This is a genomic window from Streptomyces sp. NPDC091292 (genome assembly GCF_044757265.1).
In the GTDB taxonomy this organism is placed as follows: domain Bacteria; phylum Actinomycetota; class Actinomycetes; order Streptomycetales; family Streptomycetaceae; genus Streptomyces.
The window spans coordinates 375,738-391,834 of record NZ_JBIVUQ010000003.1 but is presented as its reverse complement, the minus strand read 5'-3'; the positions used below and the strand labels follow the sequence as shown (position 1 = coordinate 391,834).

At 71.2% G+C, this 16,097-nt stretch carries 15 protein-coding genes; 9 read left to right on the top strand and 6 right to left on the bottom strand.

The genetic code is table 11. From position 1 onward, the window contains the following. Window positions 1–109: 109 nt before the first annotated feature. Complete coding sequence (locus tag ACIQNU_RS13085; protein WP_401365181.1) at window positions 110–2,143, top strand: DEAD/DEAH box helicase; 2,034 nt, start codon at window positions 110–112, stop codon at window positions 2,141–2,143. Between the two features lie 159 nt (window positions 2,144–2,302). Continuing rightward, a complete protein-coding gene (locus ACIQNU_RS13080; RefSeq protein ID WP_401365179.1) occupies window positions 2,303–3,235 on the top strand; it encodes an alpha/beta fold hydrolase in 933 nt (310 codons plus the stop codon). A 72-nt stretch (window positions 3,236–3,307) separates the two neighbouring features. Here ACIQNU_RS13080 and ACIQNU_RS13075 read toward each other — a convergent pair whose 3' ends face one another. Next, window positions 3,308–4,246 carry an NYN domain-containing protein gene (locus tag ACIQNU_RS13075; protein ID WP_401365176.1) on the bottom strand — a complete coding sequence of 313 codons (939 nt, stop codon included), beginning with the start codon at window positions 4,244–4,246 and terminating at the stop codon, window positions 3,308–3,310. Between the two features lie 281 nt (window positions 4,247–4,527). On the opposite strand from ACIQNU_RS13075, the gene ACIQNU_RS13070 reads away from it, so the two are divergent. Continuing rightward, window positions 4,528–4,680 (top strand): hypothetical protein, encoded by a 153-nt coding sequence (locus tag ACIQNU_RS13070; RefSeq protein ID WP_401365174.1) that lies wholly within the window; start codon window positions 4,528–4,530, stop codon window positions 4,678–4,680. Window positions 4,681–4,773: 93 nt separating this feature from the next. On the opposite strand, the gene ACIQNU_RS13065 is transcribed toward ACIQNU_RS13070, so the two are convergent. The 3 genes from ACIQNU_RS13065 to ACIQNU_RS13055 all read right to left on the bottom strand — a co-directional run bounded on the left by ACIQNU_RS13065 (window position 4,774) and on the right by ACIQNU_RS13055 (window position 7,373). Next, a complete protein-coding gene (locus tag ACIQNU_RS13065; protein ID WP_401365171.1) occupies window positions 4,774–5,379 on the bottom strand; it encodes a MarC family protein in 606 nt (201 codons plus the stop codon). Between the two features lie 282 nt (window positions 5,380–5,661). Beyond that, complete coding sequence (locus ACIQNU_RS13060) at window positions 5,662–6,540, bottom strand: PHP domain-containing protein (protein WP_401365168.1); 879 nt, start codon at window positions 6,538–6,540, stop codon at window positions 5,662–5,664. A gap of 191 nt (window positions 6,541–6,731) precedes the next feature. Beyond that, entirely contained in the window at window positions 6,732–7,373 is a 642-nt protein-coding gene (locus ACIQNU_RS13055; protein ID WP_401365166.1) for a DUF6758 family protein, read from the bottom strand. A gap of 203 nt (window positions 7,374–7,576) precedes the next feature. Between ACIQNU_RS13055 and ACIQNU_RS13050 the strand changes: the two genes are divergently transcribed. Continuing rightward, on the top strand, window positions 7,577–8,866 hold the full coding sequence (locus ACIQNU_RS13050; RefSeq protein WP_401365163.1) for an MFS transporter: 1,290 nt from the start codon (window positions 7,577–7,579) through the stop codon (window positions 8,864–8,866). Between the two features lie 74 nt (window positions 8,867–8,940). Here ACIQNU_RS13050 and ACIQNU_RS13045 read toward each other — a convergent pair whose 3' ends face one another. Further along, window positions 8,941–9,525 carry a suppressor of fused domain protein gene (locus ACIQNU_RS13045; RefSeq protein WP_401365160.1) on the bottom strand — a complete coding sequence of 195 codons (585 nt, stop codon included), beginning with the start codon at window positions 9,523–9,525 and terminating at the stop codon, window positions 8,941–8,943. A gap of 640 nt (window positions 9,526–10,165) precedes the next feature. On the opposite strand from ACIQNU_RS13045, the gene ACIQNU_RS13040 reads away from it, so the two are divergent. Next, the gene (locus tag ACIQNU_RS13040) at window positions 10,166–11,272 is read left to right on the top strand and encodes a magnesium and cobalt transport protein CorA (protein WP_401365157.1); all 1,107 of its coding nucleotides are present in this window, start codon (window positions 10,166–10,168) and stop codon (window positions 11,270–11,272) included. Between the two features lie 19 nt (window positions 11,273–11,291). After that, the gene (locus tag ACIQNU_RS13035) at window positions 11,292–11,798 is read left to right on the top strand and encodes a hypothetical protein (protein WP_401365154.1); all 507 of its coding nucleotides are present in this window, start codon (window positions 11,292–11,294) and stop codon (window positions 11,796–11,798) included. Between the two features lie 60 nt (window positions 11,799–11,858). Here ACIQNU_RS13035 and ACIQNU_RS13030 read toward each other — a convergent pair whose 3' ends face one another. After that, a complete protein-coding gene (locus ACIQNU_RS13030; protein ID WP_401365152.1) occupies window positions 11,859–12,635 on the bottom strand; it encodes a hypothetical protein in 777 nt (258 codons plus the stop codon). Window positions 12,636–12,878: 243 nt separating this feature from the next. Here ACIQNU_RS13030 and ACIQNU_RS13025 point away from each other — a divergent pair, with 243 nt between their 5' ends. The 3 genes from ACIQNU_RS13025 to ACIQNU_RS13015 are packed head-to-tail and all read left to right on the top strand — an operon-like array spanning window position 12,879 to window position 15,934. After that, on the top strand, window positions 12,879–14,162 hold the full coding sequence (locus tag ACIQNU_RS13025) for a magnesium transporter MgtE N-terminal domain-containing protein (RefSeq protein WP_401365149.1): 1,284 nt from the start codon (window positions 12,879–12,881) through the stop codon (window positions 14,160–14,162). Beyond that, window positions 14,146–14,757, top strand: coding sequence for a DUF1003 domain-containing protein (locus ACIQNU_RS13020; protein ID WP_401365147.1), 612 nt, complete (start codon window positions 14,146–14,148; stop codon window positions 14,755–14,757). Before ACIQNU_RS13025 ends, ACIQNU_RS13020 begins: the two co-directional genes overlap by 17 nt. Before the next feature lie 43 nt (window positions 14,758–14,800). Then, the gene (locus ACIQNU_RS13015) at window positions 14,801–15,934 is read left to right on the top strand and encodes an Mrp/NBP35 family ATP-binding protein (RefSeq protein WP_401365144.1); all 1,134 of its coding nucleotides are present in this window, start codon (window positions 14,801–14,803) and stop codon (window positions 15,932–15,934) included. Window positions 15,935–16,097 lie beyond the last annotated feature (163 nt).

Below are 16,097 nucleotides of genomic sequence, written 5' to 3'. Positions count from 1 at the left end.
CAACACCCTGACTACGCAGGCTACGACTTTCCGAGATCTCGGAATCCTTTCCGAGACAGCCGAGGCCCTTGAAGCCGTCGGCATCACCAATCCGTTCCCCATCCAGGAGATGACGCTCCCCGTAGCGCTCTCCGGGACCGACGTCATCGGCCAGGCCAAGACCGGCACCGGCAAGACGCTCGGCTTCGGACTGCCCCTCCTGGAGCGGGTCACCGTCCCCGCCGACGTCGAGGCGGGCCGCGCTCGCCCCGAGCAGCTCACCGAGGCCCCGCAGGCCCTCGTCGTCGTCCCCACGCGCGAGCTGTGCACCCAGGTCACCAACGACCTCCTGACGGCCGGCAAGGTCCGCAACGTACGCGTCCTCGCGATCTACGGCGGCCGAGCCTACGAACCGCAGGTCGAGGCGTTGCGCAAGGGCGTCGACGTCGTCGTCGGCACCCCTGGCCGCCTCCTGGACCTCGCGGGCCAGAAGAAACTCAACCTCAAGCACGTGCGCTGCCTCGTCCTGGACGAGGCCGACGAAATGCTCGACCTGGGCTTCCTGCCCGACGTCGAGAAGATCATCAACATGCTGCCGCCGAAGCGCCAGACGATGCTGTTCTCGGCGACCATGCCGGGCGCCGTGATCGGCCTGGCCCGCCGCTACATGTCGCAGCCCACGCACATCCGCGCCACCGCGCCGGACGACGAGGGCGCGACCGTGGCGAACACCACGCAGCACGTATACCGCGCGCACTCCATGGACAAGCCGGAGATGGTCTCGCGCATCCTCCAGGCCGACGGCCGAGGCCTCGCCATGGTCTTCTGCCGCACCAAGCGGACGGCGGCAGACATCGCCGAGCAGCTCCAGCGCCGCGGCTTCGCCTCCGGCGCGGTCCACGGCGACCTGGGCCAGGGCGCCCGCGAGCAGGCCCTGCGCGCGTTCCGCAACGGCAAGGTGGACGTCCTCGTCTGCACCGACGTCGCCGCGCGCGGAATCGACGTCGAGGGCGTCACGCACGTCATCAACTACCAGTCGCCGGAGGACGAGAAGACATACCTCCACCGCATCGGCCGTACGGGCCGTGCGGGCGCGTCCGGTACGGCGGTCACGCTGGTCGACTGGGACGACATCCCGCGCTGGCAGCTCATCAACAAGGCGCTCGACCTGAAGTTCCCCGACCCGCCCGAGACGTACTCCACGTCGCCGCACTTCTTCGAGGACTTGAAGATCCCCGAGGGCACGAAGGGCATCCTGCCCCGGGCCGAGCGCACGCGCGCGGGGCTCGCGGCCGAAGAGGTCGAGGACCTCGGCGAGACCGGTGGCCGCGGACAGCGCGGACGCGGCGGCCGGGTCGCCGCGCCGGACCGGGACCGGGACAACGGCCGGGACCGCGAGCGGGAAGCCGACCGCGAGCGCCCGGCACGTACACCCCGTCGTCGGCGTCGTACGCGCGCGGGGGCACCCCTTGAGGGTGTGAACGCCGCCGAGCCCACCACGGTGGACAGCGCGCCGTCGGCCGGGGCCGCCCAGGTTCCGGGACAGAAGTCCGGTGACGCGACGGAGGCCGCCGTGGCCGCCAGCGCGCCCGCCGCCGATGCCGGGGCCGACAGCGAGGCGCGTGCGCCGCGTCGCAGGCGCCGGACGCGGTCCGGGGCCACGGACGCCGTGACGCCTGCACCGGAGGCGGCCGAGGCCGCCGTCGACACCGTGGAAGCGGCCGAGCCGGTGGCGGAGGAGCCCAAGCGGCGCCGCCGGACCCGGAAGGCCGCCGAGCCGGTGGTCGTGGCCGAGGCGGACGAGACCGCCACGGCCGTCGAGACCGCCGTGCCCGAGATCGCGGCCCAGGCGACCGAAGAGGCGCCCGCCAAGCCCCGCCGCCGCACCCGCAAGGCCGCCCAGGCGGTCGTCACGGCCGAGATCCCGGCCCAGCCGGGCGACGCGGCCGATGCGGCCGATGCGGTCGAAACGGGCGCCGAGGCGGCCACCACGGCCGTCGAGACCAAGCCCCGGCGCCGGACGCGCAAGACGGCGGCAGCCACCACGACCGCCGCCGCGGCGGAGACCGTCGCGGCGCAGGTGGCCGCGGCGGACGAGGAGCCGGCCGAGGCCAAGCCCCGGCGCCGCCGTACCCGCAAGGTCGCCGAGGCCCCCGAGGGCTGACGTACACCGTGATGGCCCGGTCCCCCCGCGCGGGGGGGCCGGGCCATCCGCGTACCGCTCGCCAATCGCGCCCCCTGCGCGCGATGCGGGCCCCTGGGGCGGATACGCCTGTTCCAGGGCGGGGGCGCCTACACGGGGCCGGGACACTAGCCTCGTCCCATGAGCAGGCCGCCCTCCTTCGTACCCCCGCCCGGCACCCGCGCGCTCCGGCTCAGCACCGCGCGCGGGGACTTCGCCGCCATCGAGTCGCCCGCCGCCACCGGACACACCAAAGGCACCGCCCTGCTGCTGCCGGGGTTCACCGGCAGCAAGGAGGACTTCATCGCCCTGCACGCGCCGCTGGCCGCCGCCGGGTACCGCACGGTCGCCGTGGACGGTCGCGGGCAGTACGAGTCCGACGGTCCCCGCGACGACGAGGCGCCCTACACGCAGGAGCAGTTGGCGCGCGATGTGCTCGCCCAGGCCGCGGCGGTGCGTGTCCTCGACGGCGACCCGCACGGCACGGGCAACGCCTTCGCGGGCGGTCCCGTCCACCTCCTCGGGCATTCGCTGGGCGGCCTCATCGCGCGCGCTGCTGTGCTGCTCGACGCCTCACCCTTCCGTTCGCTCACCCTGATGGCCTCCGGGCCCGCGCAGATCTCCCCGTCCCAGCAGGAGCGCGTGAAGCTGCTGCGGGACGCGCTCGCGGTGATGGACATGGACCAGGTGTGGGCCGCGATCCAGTCCATGGAGCCGCCTCCCCCGGAGGACACCTCCAGCGGCGCCGCCACACAGGGGCTTGACGAGGGCCTGGACGACGCCGACGACCTGCGCAGGCGCTGGCTCCGCACGAGCCCGGCCCAACTCATCGCCACCGGGCGCCAGTTGTGCGTGGAGCCGGACCGGGTCGGCGAACTCGCCGCGCTGCCACTCCCCAAGCACGTGATCTCCGGCGAACGGGACGACACCTGGCCGCTCCCGCTCCTGGACGACATGGCCGGACGCCTGGGGGCGCGCCGTACCGTCGTACGCGGGGCCGAGCACTCGCCGAACACGGACCGTCCGCAGGAGACGGCGGCGGCAGTGGCGGCCTTCTGGGACGCCGTCGAATGAGCCGCCCCTCAACTGAGCCACCCGTCGACTGAGCCACCCTCGACACCGGGCGGCCCTCGACACCGGGCGGCCTCAGTACTGCGTACGCAAGTGCTCCCAGAAGCCGTCCCGCAGGGCGCGGCGCAGGTCGGACTGGCCGCGCAGGGAGTACTGGATCAGCCCCTCGGCCTCCACCAGGAGGTCCTGGTCGACGGAGCCGGGGAGGTAGGGGTGGCCGGGCAGCAGGTCGCCCAGGGCCTCGCGGCCACGGGCGCCGAGCCACTTCGCGGCGATCTGCGCGCCCACGAAACGCACGTCCTCGCGCGCGGGGCGCGGGGTTCCCGTCATCTCGTAGCCGGCGGTGGTGCGCCGGGACACGTACGGCTTGAAGAAGTCGAGGTCGAAGGTCCGCTGGCTGTCGACCTCCCAGAGCAGCGGTTCCGCCTGGTTGCGGCCCTCGGGCCCTTCGACGCCCCACAGGTGCACGCGCGCGCCGTACCCCTGTGCGGCCTCGACCGCCGAGACCAGGTCCTCGTCACCGCCGACGAGAGCGGCGTCGCTGATCGCGCGGTGCCGGGCCAGTGACTCCAGGTCGGTGCGGATGAGGGAGTCGACGCCCTTCTGCTGGTTGTTGGCGTTGAGGTTGCCGAGGCGGACCTTCACATCGGGCAACTCCGCGATGGTCTGCTGCTCGGCGGTGTGGATGCGGCGCCTTGCCCCGTCGTACCAGTAGACGCGCAGGAGCCGGCTGTCCGCGAAGATCATGCGGGCCCGGTCGATCAGCGCGTCGATCAGCCCCTGGGCGTCGAGATCGAAGGCGCGCCGGTCCTCGGTGCCCGCGACGAGCCGGCCGGCGGCGGCGTACAGATACCCGGCGTCCACGAAGATCGCGTGGGTCGACGGGGTCTTCGCGACCTCGGCCAGCATGCGCTGAAGCAGCTCGTTGGTGCGGTCCAGGCGGGCCATCAGCGCGGGCGTCGTCGGGCTGTCGTCGGGTCCGGCGGGCTCGGGTCCCGGGAGTTCGTCGTTCATATGGGGCCCATTGTCCGGGCTGTCGCGCAGCGCGCACAACCGGCCGGAGCGCCCGGGTTACCCGTCGGTAATTAGGCAGGCGAAAAATTTCCTTAGCGTAGGGAATGTTTGCTGTGGGCAACCCGTTGAAGACTGTGTGGAGGCGAGGCAAGGTAGCTACGCAATCCACTCTTAACGGGCAGGCAACGGCCTCGCTCAGCAGGGGGGCAAGACTTCTGTCCATGTCCCGTAACCAGTAGTTCTCCTTCAGGAGGATGACCACCGACGAAGGGAGAAGCGTGATGCGCTTCGAGATCATGCGTTTGGACGACGTGGACGGCACCGCCGTCGACAGCACCGTCGTGGACGCCGCCTCCGTCAATCAGATCGTGCAGCAAGCCGCGGCCACCGGCCAGCGGCTCTACATACGGCCGGCGGAATCCCCGGCCTCGTAGGACGCGAGCACTGACGACACTCTTCAGGGCCCCCGCGCGACGCGGTCGAACAGACCACGCACGCGGGGGCCCTGCGCTTACGTGCTGAAGGGTTCACGCCCCCTTGATCACCTGCGTCACGCCGTTGATGATCTGCTGTACGGCGATGGCGGAGAGCATCATGCCCGCGAGCCGGGTCACCAGGACGACCCCGCCGTCCTTGATCACGCGAATGATCAGCAGCGAGTACCGCATGACGACCCAGAGCACGGCGTGGATCGCGAGGATCGCGGCCCAGACGGAGACCTGGGTGCCGACGCTGTCGGCCTTCTGCACGGCGAGGATCACCGACACGATCGCGCCGGGCCCGGCGAGCAGCGGCATGCCGAGCGGTACGAGGGCGACGTTGACGTCCTTGGTCTGCTGGGGTTCGTCGGTCTTGCCGGTGAGCAGGTCGAGCGCGATCAGCAGGAGCAGCAGACCGCCCGCGATCATCAGGGCGGGCACGGAGACATGCAGGTAGTCGAGGATCTGCTGCCCCACCAGACCGAAGAGGGCGATCACTCCGAAGGCCACGCAGACGGCCTGGAACGCCATCCGCTTCTGGACCTTGCCGGGGCGCCCGGCGGTGAGCGCGAGGAAGATCGGAGTGATCCCCGGGGGATCCATGATGACGAAGAGGGTCAGGAAGAGGGAGCCGAAGACGGCGAGGTCGAACACGGGAAGCCTTGCGAGAGTGTGTGAACGGAGAGGGGGTGGGCCGCGCCTGGAGGCACGGCCCGGACGGCCCGGACGGCCCAGTCGGCCCGTGACGATTCGGGACCCCTTAGGGGGCGTATCGGGACCCTGCCGGGGACGTATCGGGATCCTGTCGGGACAGGTCGCGGCACGGGAACGCGATCCGGGGCAAGGCCCGTCAGGGCGGGACGTGCCGGTGGACCGGGTCGGGGCGGGGGGACGGGGCGCCGATGAGCGGCCCCGGATCGGGATCAGCGCATCGGCTCAGGCGGTACGGGCCGGGCCCCCGGCGCCCGGCACGGGGAACGCTCCCGTGGCGCGCCGAGTGATCTCGCCGTAGACCTCGGGGTCGGTGGTGAACTCGCCGAGTACGCAGGTCTTGCGGAGCCCGTGGTAGTCGCTGGATCCGGTGGCGAGGAGCCCCAGCTCGCCGGCGAGTCCGCGCAGCCGCGCGCGGGTGGCCGGTTCGTGGTCCATGTGGTCGACCTCGATGCCGTCGAGTCCGGCGGACGCGAGGGCGGCGATGGCGGACTCGGGGACGATACGGCCCCGTTTGGCGGCTGCCGGGTGCGCGAAGACGGTGACGCCGCCTGCCGCCTTGACCAGACGGATCGCCTCGAAGGGGTCGAGTTCGTGCTTGGCGACGTACGCCCGGCCGCCGTCGCCCAGCCACTCGGGCGTGAAGGCGTCCGAGACGGAGGAGACCAGGCCGAGTTCGACCAGGGCCTCGGCGATGTGGGGGCGGCCGACGGAACCGTCACCGGCGATCCGTGCGACCTGCTCCCAGGTCACCGGGGCCCCCAGCTCCTGGAGTTTGCGGACCATGCCCTGGGCGCGGGGGACGCGGTCGTCGCGGACGAGTTCGCGCTGGCGGAGGAGTTCCGGCTCGTCGGCGTCGAAGAGGTACGCGAGCATGTGCATGCTGATGCCGTCGAGGCGGCAGGAGAGTTCGGCACCGGTGACGAGGGTGAGGTCCCGGTCGAGGGAGGGGAGGGCGGCGATGGCTTCCGCGTGGCCGCGGGTGGTGTCGTGGTCGGTGAGCGCTACGACGTCCAGACCTTCGACGGCCGCCCGGCGGATCAGCTGGGCCGGGGTGTCCGTGCCGTCGGATGCGGTGGAGTGGGTGTGCAGATCGATACGCACGACTTACTCCAGATCGGACGGGGGCGGGGACGCCTAAGGATAACGGGCGATCGGCGTGCCCTTTGTCCCCTGGGTGACGGCTTGTCCTCCTGGAAGCTCCCCCGCCCCGGGAAGCTGGTAGGTCCCCAACCAGCCACCAACCACCGCCGTCAGCCGTCAGCCGTCAGCCGTCAGCCGTCAGCCGTCAGCCGTCAGGGAGAGAGAATCCGCGGGGTCAGGGCCCCGCAAGGAAGCAGGTCCACTTCCGCGCCCGCGTCGCGCAGATCCGTGAGGACCAGTTCGTCGTACATCAGAAGGCCCGACTGTTCGGGCCAGACCACGGCCCACAGCCAGAGGCCGAGCGCCTCGCCGGCGAAGACCGCGCGGTCGTCGGGCGTGCGCGATACATGCCACAGCGGTGTGGGGCGGCCGGCCGCCAGGACCTTGGCCTGCGGGGGTTTCTCGACGCTGATGAAGGGTCCGGGGTCGGGTCCGTCGATGCCGGCGTACCGCGCGCCGAGCCCGACGCCCAACTCCTCGGCGACCAGCACCAGCTCCCCTATCCCGCCCAGCGGCCCCGGCCCCGAGCAGGCCACCGCTGTCGCGCGCCCGCCGCTGCGGTCGTCACCCGCGTACGCCACCCCCGTGAAGAGCCAGCCGACGGGAAGGGGCCACGGCATCCAGACAGGTACCCGGGCGCGGTGGACCACCACGCTGAGGGCCTCGACGCTGGGCGGGATCACGGGCTGCAACGGCTGCACCGGCCCATGGACATCGCACTGCCAGGCATCGGCGAAAAGTCCGGGAGCCCTGACCCGGCCACCACACTTCGGGCAACTGGGTTCGCCCCTCATAGGTGCCAACGGTCCTCCCCGGCCGTCCTCGCGTCAAGGACGATCACCCGTCCGGAACGCCCGCCACCAGGAGTAACTGGATGTATCTTGCACTAATTAGCCATCCTAACTTATTGTGTGCATAGACCAACGATCTCCGACGCCGGCCCCCTGTGACCCCGACGCCGACGCCGACCTCCAGCAAGGAGAGCGAAGGAGTGGGCATGCTGAGCAGCACAGCCGCGAGCGATTCCGGCACCCCCGGCACCCCCGGCGGGCCCGGCACCCCCGGCGACCCCTTCGATGTGGGGGCGACCAGCCTCCTGCGTCAGCCGAAAGCCGTCTGGGCCACCGCCGGGGCATCCGTCGTCGCCTTCATGGGCATCGGCCTCGTCGACCCGATCCTGCCGTCGATAGCCAAGGGCCTGGAGGCGACGCCGAGCCAGGTCTCGCTGCTCTTCACCTCGTACTTCCTGATCACCGCCGTGGCCATGCTGGTGACCGGCTTCGTCTCCAGTCGGATCGGCGGACGCAAGACCCTGCTCCTCGGCCTCGCCCTGGTCGTCGTCTTCGCGACCCTGTCCGGAACCTCCGGTTCGGTCGGCGAACTCGTCGGATTCCGCGCGGGCTGGGGCCTGGGCAACGCCCTGTTCGTCTCGACGGCCCTCGCCGTCATCGTCGGCGCCGCGGCGGGCGGCAGCGCGGCGGCGATCCTGCTGTACGAATCGGCGCTCGGCCTCGGCATGGCGTGCGGCCCGCTCGTCGGCGCGCTCCTCGGCGACGCCAACTGGCGCTACCCGTTCTTCGGCACCGCCGCGCTGATGGCGATCGGCTTCCTGTGCATCACGGTGTTCCTGAAGGAGCAGCCGAAGCCGGCGCGCAAGACCTCGCTCCTCGATCCGCTCAAGGCGCTCGGCCACGGCGGACTGGCCTCGGCCGCGGTCTCGGCGTTCTTCTACAACTACACGTTCTTCACGGTCCTGGCCTTCACACCGTTCGTGCTGAACATGACCCCGTACAAGTCCGGCGCCGTGTTCTTCGCCTGGGGTGTGCTGCTCGCGGTGTTCTCGGTGCTGGTCGCGCCCCGGCTCCAGCGGCGCCACGGCTCGCTCAAGGTGCTCGGCGGCTCCCTCGTCCTGCTCGCGGCGGACGTCCTGGTCCTCGGCTACGGCAGCCACACCACGGCCGTGGTCTGCACGATCCTGTCGGGCGCGCTGATCGGCGTGAACAACACCGTCTACACCGAGCTGGCCCTCGGAGTCTCGGACGCACCCCGCCCGGTCGCCAGCGCCGGATACAACTTCGTCCGCTGGTTCGCCGCCGCGGCGGCCCCGTACTTCGCGCCGAAGATCGAGGAGTGGAGCGACATCCACATCCCGTTCGTGGTCGCGGCGGTCACGGCAGTCGCCGGCGCGGTGGTCGTGTGGGTGCGCAGGACGTCCCTCACGCACGAGGCGGAGGAACTCGAACCGCGCCACGCGACGGAGGACGGCGTCTCGGCCTTCGCGAACTGAACCAGCCGTACGGGGCGATGGCCGTACCCGGCAAAAGCCGCCCCCGCCCCCGCCGCACCGGCAACCCCCACCGCTCAGTCCAGCCCCACCCCCGACCGCAGCGGATCCCGCAGATCCGTGCCGGCGGCGAGCCACCGCTCCTGGAGCGCGTCGGCGCCCCGCACCCGCTTCCACGCCGCCTCGTTCGCCGTCATCGGCAACAGCGGCAGAAACCGTACGGGGTCCAGCGGAGCGTCCAGTTCCAGGTCCCCGACCAGACCGCCGGGCTCGGCGACCAGGACCGAGGTGAACGGCGCGCCGGGCCACAGGGGTTCACCGACGTCGAGTGAGGCGCCGGGCGTGACCACCAGACCCTCGACCTGGGGCGAGGCCGCCAGCACGGCGAGGGGTCGCAGCGCCTTGTCGGTGTCGGCGAGCCCGGACCGTACCGAGAGGACGAGTTCCGCGCGCGGGCCCCGCTCCGGATCCGCGACGACCGCCGTCGGGTCCGTCATCGGACGGGCGGACATGCCCAGCGTCGCGTAACGCACCAGGCCGTCGCCGGTGAAGCGGAGCACCTCGATACGGTCCGTGCCGAGGAACGTGACCGCCGCGCGCGCGTCCGGTTCGCCCAGGGTCATCCGCAGCCGGGCCTCGACCAGCGCCAGAACATCAGCCATGCGGCGAGCATAGAACGCCCACGTCACCCGCATCGTCCCCCGCTCGCCCGGCAACACCCGCGCCCACTCCCCCCGCTCCCCCCTCCATCCACCCCCCACATTTTCCGAGCGGTCTCCATGCATGGAACGCGTATCCAAAGGGTAAAGGCGGGGGTTGACACTTCAGTCGGCTGATAGTCTTGGCCGCTGGTCGGGGTAGCACACCGACGTGTCACTGGCACGTCACCCTCACGCCCCGACGTCATGGACCTCCCCCACGGGGGACCGGCCGGAGGAGGTGGGGCTGCAATGGATCGAAGTCACCCGGGCAGTACCACCCGCTCTTCCGACCGCTGAGTCCGCAGTAGCTCCGGCAACTGCTCCCCGGCGTCCGCGCCTCGCGTCCAGGTCAGCCTGATCGCCTTTCCTCACCCTGGCGCATGACGGAAGAGCCCGTGGTTCCCGCCCCATCTGTCTGATCACGTCTGATCGCGTCTGAACACGTCTGATCCGTATCAGCAGCGAAGCCGCCACCGCGAAGGCGCGGTGCTCCCCGCTTTGTGGACGTCACCGTCGACGTCGCCGACATCCGTAGCCGGACGTCCTCATTCCGGGTAGTTCCAGCCCTCGCCCGGCGGCCCCGTAGCGAAGGAGCCTGCCCATGTCGATGATCCGTGACCTGCGCGCCGCCGTCCGGCCCGCGCCGCGCAAGGACGACAGCCCCTACGACACGACCCGTGACCCCGCGACGCCGTCCGCCGTCGTCGACTGCGCCGTCTACCGCGACGGGCGCCGCGTCGAGTCCGCCGAGTGCCTGACGCCGCACGGCGCGATGCTCCAGGTACGGCGCGACGGCGGCTTCGCGTGGATCGGGCTGCACGAGCCCACGGAGGCCGAATTCGCCGTGATCGCGGCCGAGTTCGGGCTGCACCCGCTGGCCGTCGAGGACGCCGTGCACGCCCATCAGCGGCCCAAGCTGGAGCGCTACGACGACACGTTGTTCACGGTGTTCAAGACCATCCACTACGTCGAGCACGCCGAACTCACCGCGACCAGCGAGGTCGTGGAGACCGGCGAGGTGATGTGCTTCACCGGGCGGGACTTCTTCATCACCGTGCGGCACGGCGGACAGGGGTCGCTGCGGGGGCTGCGGCACCGGCTCCAGGACGAGCCGGAACTCCTCGCCAAAGGGCCTTCGGCGGTACTGCACGGCATCGCCGACCATGTCGTGGACGGCTATCTCGCGGTCGCCGACGCCATGCAGGACGACATCGACGAGGTCGAGACCGAGGTGTTCTCGCCGGGTCGCAAAGGCGGTTCGCGCGGTGTGGACGCCGGGCGGATCTACCAGCTCAAGCGGGAGGTCCTGGAGTTCAAGCGGGCCGTGGCGCCGCTCGCGCGGCCGATGCAGCTCCTCAGCGAGCGGCCGATGCGGCTGGTCGACCCCGACATCCAGAAGTACTTCCGCGATGTCGCCGACCACCTCGCGCGCGTGCAGGAACATGTCGTCGGCTTCGACGAGCTGCTGAACTCGATCCTCCAGGCCAACCTCGCGCAGGCGTCCGTCGCACAGAACGAGGACATGCGCAAGATCACGTCCTGGGCGGCCATCATCGCCGTACCGACGATGGTCTGTGGCGTGTACGGCATGAACTTCGACCACATGCCCGAGCTGCGGTGGACGTACGGGTACCCGATGGTGCTCGGGATCACGGTGGGGATCTGCTTCACGATCCACCGCACCCTCAAGCGCAACGGCTGGCTCTGAGCCTGGCTACGCTGGGCCCATGACGGATTCGCTGCTCGACCAGGCCCTCGTCGAGGAGGCCACGAAGAAGTCCGGGCTCATCTGGGTACGGGGTGCCGGGGCGGCGCGCGCCCTGTGGCACGTGTGGCACGACGGCGCCGCGCACCTCGTCGGCGACGGGCCCGGCGAGCAGCCGCTGCCGGGCCTTGCCGACGGGGCGACGGCCACCGTCACCGTGCGCAGCAAGGACAAGGGCGGGCGGCTCGTGGGGTGGACCGCGCGAGTCGTGGAGCTGGCTCCCGGTACGGAGGCCTGGGAGGCGGCCGTGGCCGAGCTGAAGGGCAAGCGGCTGAACGCCCCGGACGGCGAGGAGATGCCGGCGCGATGGGCCCGGGAGTGCCGCGTCCTGCGCCTGGAGCCCGAGGGCGCGCTCGTGGACCCCGCGCCCGGATCGGATGCGGCCCCGCCGCTTCCCACACCGGCCACCACGCGCCACCCGATCCCGGCGGCCCTCCCCCGCCTGCTGCGCAAGCGCCGCCGCGCCTGAGAGAAAACCGGAACCCTCAAGGCGCCCGGTCTCAAGGCACCCGCCTCAAGGCACCCGGCCTCAAGACGTCGGAAGCTGCTTCCCGTAGTCCACCGTCTCCGTCTTGTCCGGTTCCTTCAGGTCGAAGTCCTTGTTCCAGTCCGTCATGCTGAGCGTGCCGGCGTCCCCGGCGCGCACCAGACGCAGCGGGAACGGGCTGCCCTCCAGGGACACGTCGAGCGTCCCGCCGGCCCCCTTGTCACCGGTGATCTGCACGGTCCGGACGCCCTCCGCGCTCCCCCGGTCCCCCTTGTCGAGGTTGCCGTGGAGGGTGAGGAGCCCTTCGAGCAGCAGCTTCATGTCGGTGAAGCCACTGAGCTGCTGATACGCGGGGTCGCCCTGAGGCACTTTCACGTACTTCCCGTCGAGCTTGTTCGCGACGGCCTTGTCGGTCGCCGAGGAATCGCTCTTGGAGCCGCCCTTGGAATCGTCCTCATGGCTCCAGAAACCGGAATCCGCCTTCAGGAACAGATGCTCGCCTACGCGCAGCAACCGGAAGGTGCCCTTCTTGGAGGTCACGGACCCGGTGCCGCCGTTCCCCTTCAGCCGCATGTCGAGCTTGTACGTGAGGCCCTTGCTGACGACACTGCCGGACAGCCGGACGGAGGTGGCCGACTCGGCCGCCGTACGCGACTGGCCCTGGATCTTGTCGGCGGGCAGTTTGCCGACCCCGTTGGTGCCCGCGTCGGGGTCATCGGACGAGCACCCCGTGAGCCCGGCGCCCGCCGCGATCACCCCCGCGCACACCACGCTCGCCATCGCCACTCTGCGGGTGCGGCCCAGGGGAAATGCAGACACAGGGGGGCTGCCTTTCATGCGGGGGTGGTGCCACTGCGGCAGCGGCGTACGGCAGCGTACCGGTGTCTCCCAGGCCCGTCGGACCCAGTCCTTCCGGACCGTCAGCCAAGGCGGCACCGACCGGGACGGGCTAGCCTGAAGCCCGAATTACCCGGAGTTATGTGAATTGACGGACAAGCGTGGACGGGCGGCGCGATCGTCGCCGCGCCCGCTCCCGCGCACCGCGACAGAGGGAGGCGCGTCATGGCGGCCGGCGCCCCCAGAGTGTTCGTGTCGCACCTCGCCGACATCGCCGTCTTCGACCCGAACGGCGACCAGGTCGGCCGGGTCCGCGACCTCGTCGCCCAGTTGCGCATGGACCGCCGCCCGCCCCGGCTGCTCGGCCTCGTCGTGGAGCTGTCCGGGCGCCGCCGTGTCTTCCTGCCGATCACCCGGGTGACCGGTATCCAGGCCGGCCAGGTCCTCACCACCGGCGTCCTGAACGTGCGCCGCTTCGAGCAGCGCCCCACCGAGCGGCTGGTGTTCGGCGAGATGCTCGACCGGCGGGTGATCCTCGTCGAGACGGCCGAGGAGGTGACGGTCCTCGATCTGTCGGTACGGCAGATCTCGTCGCGCCGCGAATGGGAGATCGACCGCCTGTTCGTACGTAAGGGCAAGGGCGGCGCGTTCCGCAGGAACCGGGGCGAGACGCTGACCGTTGAATGGTCGGCCGTCACCGGCTTCTCGCTGGACGAGCAGGGCCAAGGCGCGGAGACCCTGCTCGCCACCTTCGAGCAGCTGCGCGCCGCCGACCTGGCGAACGTCCTGCACCATCTCTCCGCCAAGCGCCGCGCGGAGGTCGCCGCCGCCCTGGACGACGACCGGCTCGCCGACGTGCTCGAAGAGCTGCCCGAGGACGACCAGATCGAGATCCTCGGCAAGCTCAAGGAGGAGCGCGCGGCGGACGTCCTGGAGGCGATGGACCCGGACGACGCGGCCGACCTCCTTTCGGAGCTGCCCGAGGACGACCAGGAGCGGCTGCTCGGCCTGATGCAGCCGGACGACGCGGCGGAGATGCGCCGGCTGATGGCTTACGAGGAGCACACGGCGGGCGGTCTGATGACCACCGAGCCGATCGTGCTGCGGCCGGACGCGACGGTGGCCGACGCCCTCGCGCGCGTACGCAACTCCGATCTGTCGCCCGCACTCGCCGCCCAGGTGTACGTGTGCCGGCCGCCGGACGAGACGCCCACCGGCAAGTACCTCGGCACCGTGCACTTCCAGCGGCTGCTCCGCGATCCTCCGTACACGCTGGTCAGCGCGGTTCTCGACACCGATCTGCAGCCGCTCAGGCCCAGGGACTCGCTGCCCGCGGTGGCCGGTTTCTTCGCCACGTACGACATGGTCGCCGCGCCCGTGGTCGACGACAGCGGGTCCCTGCTCGGCGCGGTCACCGTGGACGACGTGCTCGACCATCTGCTGCCCGACGACTGGCGGGAGACCGAGTTCCATCTGCCCGGGGAGGTGAACGGTGAGCCCGAGCCCTGAGCGTGAGCCCGCCGTCCGTGCCGAACCGGCGCGGCCCGCCCTGCCCCGGCTCGACCTGCCGCTCGGCCGCCGCCGCAGGCTCCTTCCGGAGTACGACCCGGACGCCTTCGGCCGGATGTCGGAGCGGATCGCCCGGTTCCTGGGCACCGGGCGCTTCCTGGTCTGGATGACGGTCACGATCATCATCTGGGTCGTGTGGAATGTCTGGGCTCCGCGGGAACTCCGCTTCGACCCTTATCCGTTCATCTTTCTGACACTGGTCCTCTCCCTCCAGGCGTCGTATGCGGCCCCGCTGATCCTGCTCGCCCAGAACCGGCAGGACGACCGGGACCGCGTCAATCTCGAACAGGACCGCAAGCAGAACGAGCGCTCGATCGCCGACACGGAGTACCTCAGCCGCGAGGTCGCCGCCCTCCGTATCGGCCTCGGTGAGGTCGCCACCCGCGACTGGATCCGCTCCGAGCTGGAGGACCTGCTGCGGGTGCTGGACGAGCGGCGCCCACCCCTGCCCATCGAGCCGTCCGCCCGCAGTTCCGTCGAGAGGTCCGCCGAAAGGTCCGCCGAGCCGCCCGGAAGTGACACAGAAGACCACTGAGGGGCTGTCCGGCCCCCCAGGCAGGCGCCGTACCATCGTCCGTATGGCTACGGAAGACGCGGTGCGTGAAGCGCTGGCGACGGTGAACGACCCCGAGATCAACCGGCCCATCACCGACCTGGGGATGGTCAAATCGGTGGAGATCGGCGCGGACGGCGCCGTAGCGGTGACCGTCTACCTGACGGTGTCCGGCTGCCCGATGCGCGAGACCATCACCAACAGCGTGACCGAGGCCGTCTCGGGCGTGGAGGGTGTCACGCGGGTCGAGGTGACGCTCGACGTGATGAGCGACGAGCAGCGGCGCGAGCTGGCGTCCTCGCTGCGCGGCGGCCAGGCCGAGCGCGAGGTCCCCTTCGCGAAGCCGGGCTCGCTGACGCGGGTGTACGCGGTGGCGTCCGGCAAGGGCGGCGTCGGCAAGTCGTCCGTGACGGTCAATCTGGCGGCGGCGATGGCGGCGGACGGCCTGAAGGTGGGCGTCGTGGACGCCGACATCTACGGCCACTCGGTGCCGCGCATGCTTGGCGCCGACGGGCGGCCGACCCAGGTCGAGAACATGATCATGCCGCCGTCCGCGCACGGCGTGAAGGTCATCTCCATCGGCATGTTCACGCCCGGCAACGCACCGGTGGTGTGGCGCGGCCCGATGCTGCACCGCGCCCTCCAGCAGTTCCTCGCGGACGTCTACTGGGGCGATCTGGACGTGCTGCTCCTGGACCTGCCGCCGGGCACCGGTGACATCGCGATCTCGGTCGCGCAGCTCGTGCCGAACGCCGAGATCCTGGTGGTGACCACGCCTCAGCAGGCCGCCGCCGAGGTCGCCGAGCGGGCGGGTTCCATCGCGGTCCAGACCCACCAGAAGATCGTGGGCGTGGTCGAGAACATGGCGGGTCTGCCGTGTCCGCACTGCGGCGAGATGGTCGACGTGTTCGGTACGGGGGGCGGCCAGAGCGTCGCCGACGGGCTCACGCGAACGACGGGCGCCACGGTCCCGGTGCTGGGTTCCATCCCGATCGACGTACGGCTGCGCGAGGGCGGCGACGAGGGCAAGCCGGTGGTCCTGTCCGACCCGGACTCCGCCGCGGGGACCGCGCTGCGGGCGATCGCCGGGAAGCTGGGCGGGCGGCAGCGGGGGCTGTCGGGGATGTCGCTGGGGATCACGCCGCGCAACAAGTTCTGAGGGGGCCATGAGGGAGCCGTGAGGGGGCCCAGGGGCGCCTTACGCGGTGGTCAGCCGGACGGGCGTGTTCCGCGTCCGAGGGGGCGCCGTGACGGGCCGGGTGCCCCCTCCGCTTCCCGCACGGCGACCGGCCGTGCTTCCTTCGTGGCGATCGGCCGTCCTG

Coding starts and splice junctions, on each gene's coding strand:
- ACIQNU_RS13080 (WP_401365179.1), top strand. CDS start 2,303: ATGAGCAGGCCGCCCTCCTTCGTACCCCCGCCCGGCACCCGCGCGCTC.
- ACIQNU_RS13025 (WP_401365149.1), top strand. CDS start 12,879: ATGGCGGCCGGCGCCCCCAGAGTGTTCGTGTCGCACCTCGCCGACATC.
- ACIQNU_RS13055 (WP_401365166.1), bottom strand. CDS start 7,373: ATGAGGGGCGAACCCAGTTGCCCGAAGTGTGGTGGCCGGGTCAGGGCT.
- ACIQNU_RS13075 (WP_401365176.1), bottom strand. CDS start 4,246: ATGAACGACGAACTCCCGGGACCCGAGCCCGCCGGACCCGACGACAGC.
- ACIQNU_RS13050 (WP_401365163.1), top strand. CDS start 7,577: ATGCTGAGCAGCACAGCCGCGAGCGATTCCGGCACCCCCGGCACCCCC.
- ACIQNU_RS13070 (WP_401365174.1), top strand. CDS start 4,528: ATGCGCTTCGAGATCATGCGTTTGGACGACGTGGACGGCACCGCCGTC.
- ACIQNU_RS13085 (WP_401365181.1), top strand. CDS start 110: ATGACGCTCCCCGTAGCGCTCTCCGGGACCGACGTCATCGGCCAGGCC.
- ACIQNU_RS13035 (WP_401365154.1), top strand. CDS start 11,292: ATGACGGATTCGCTGCTCGACCAGGCCCTCGTCGAGGAGGCCACGAAG.
- ACIQNU_RS13015 (WP_401365144.1), top strand. CDS start 14,801: ATGGCTACGGAAGACGCGGTGCGTGAAGCGCTGGCGACGGTGAACGAC.
- ACIQNU_RS13045 (WP_401365160.1), bottom strand. CDS start 9,525: ATGGCTGATGTTCTGGCGCTGGTCGAGGCCCGGCTGCGGATGACCCTG.
- ACIQNU_RS13040 (WP_401365157.1), top strand. CDS start 10,166: ATGTCGATGATCCGTGACCTGCGCGCCGCCGTCCGGCCCGCGCCGCGC.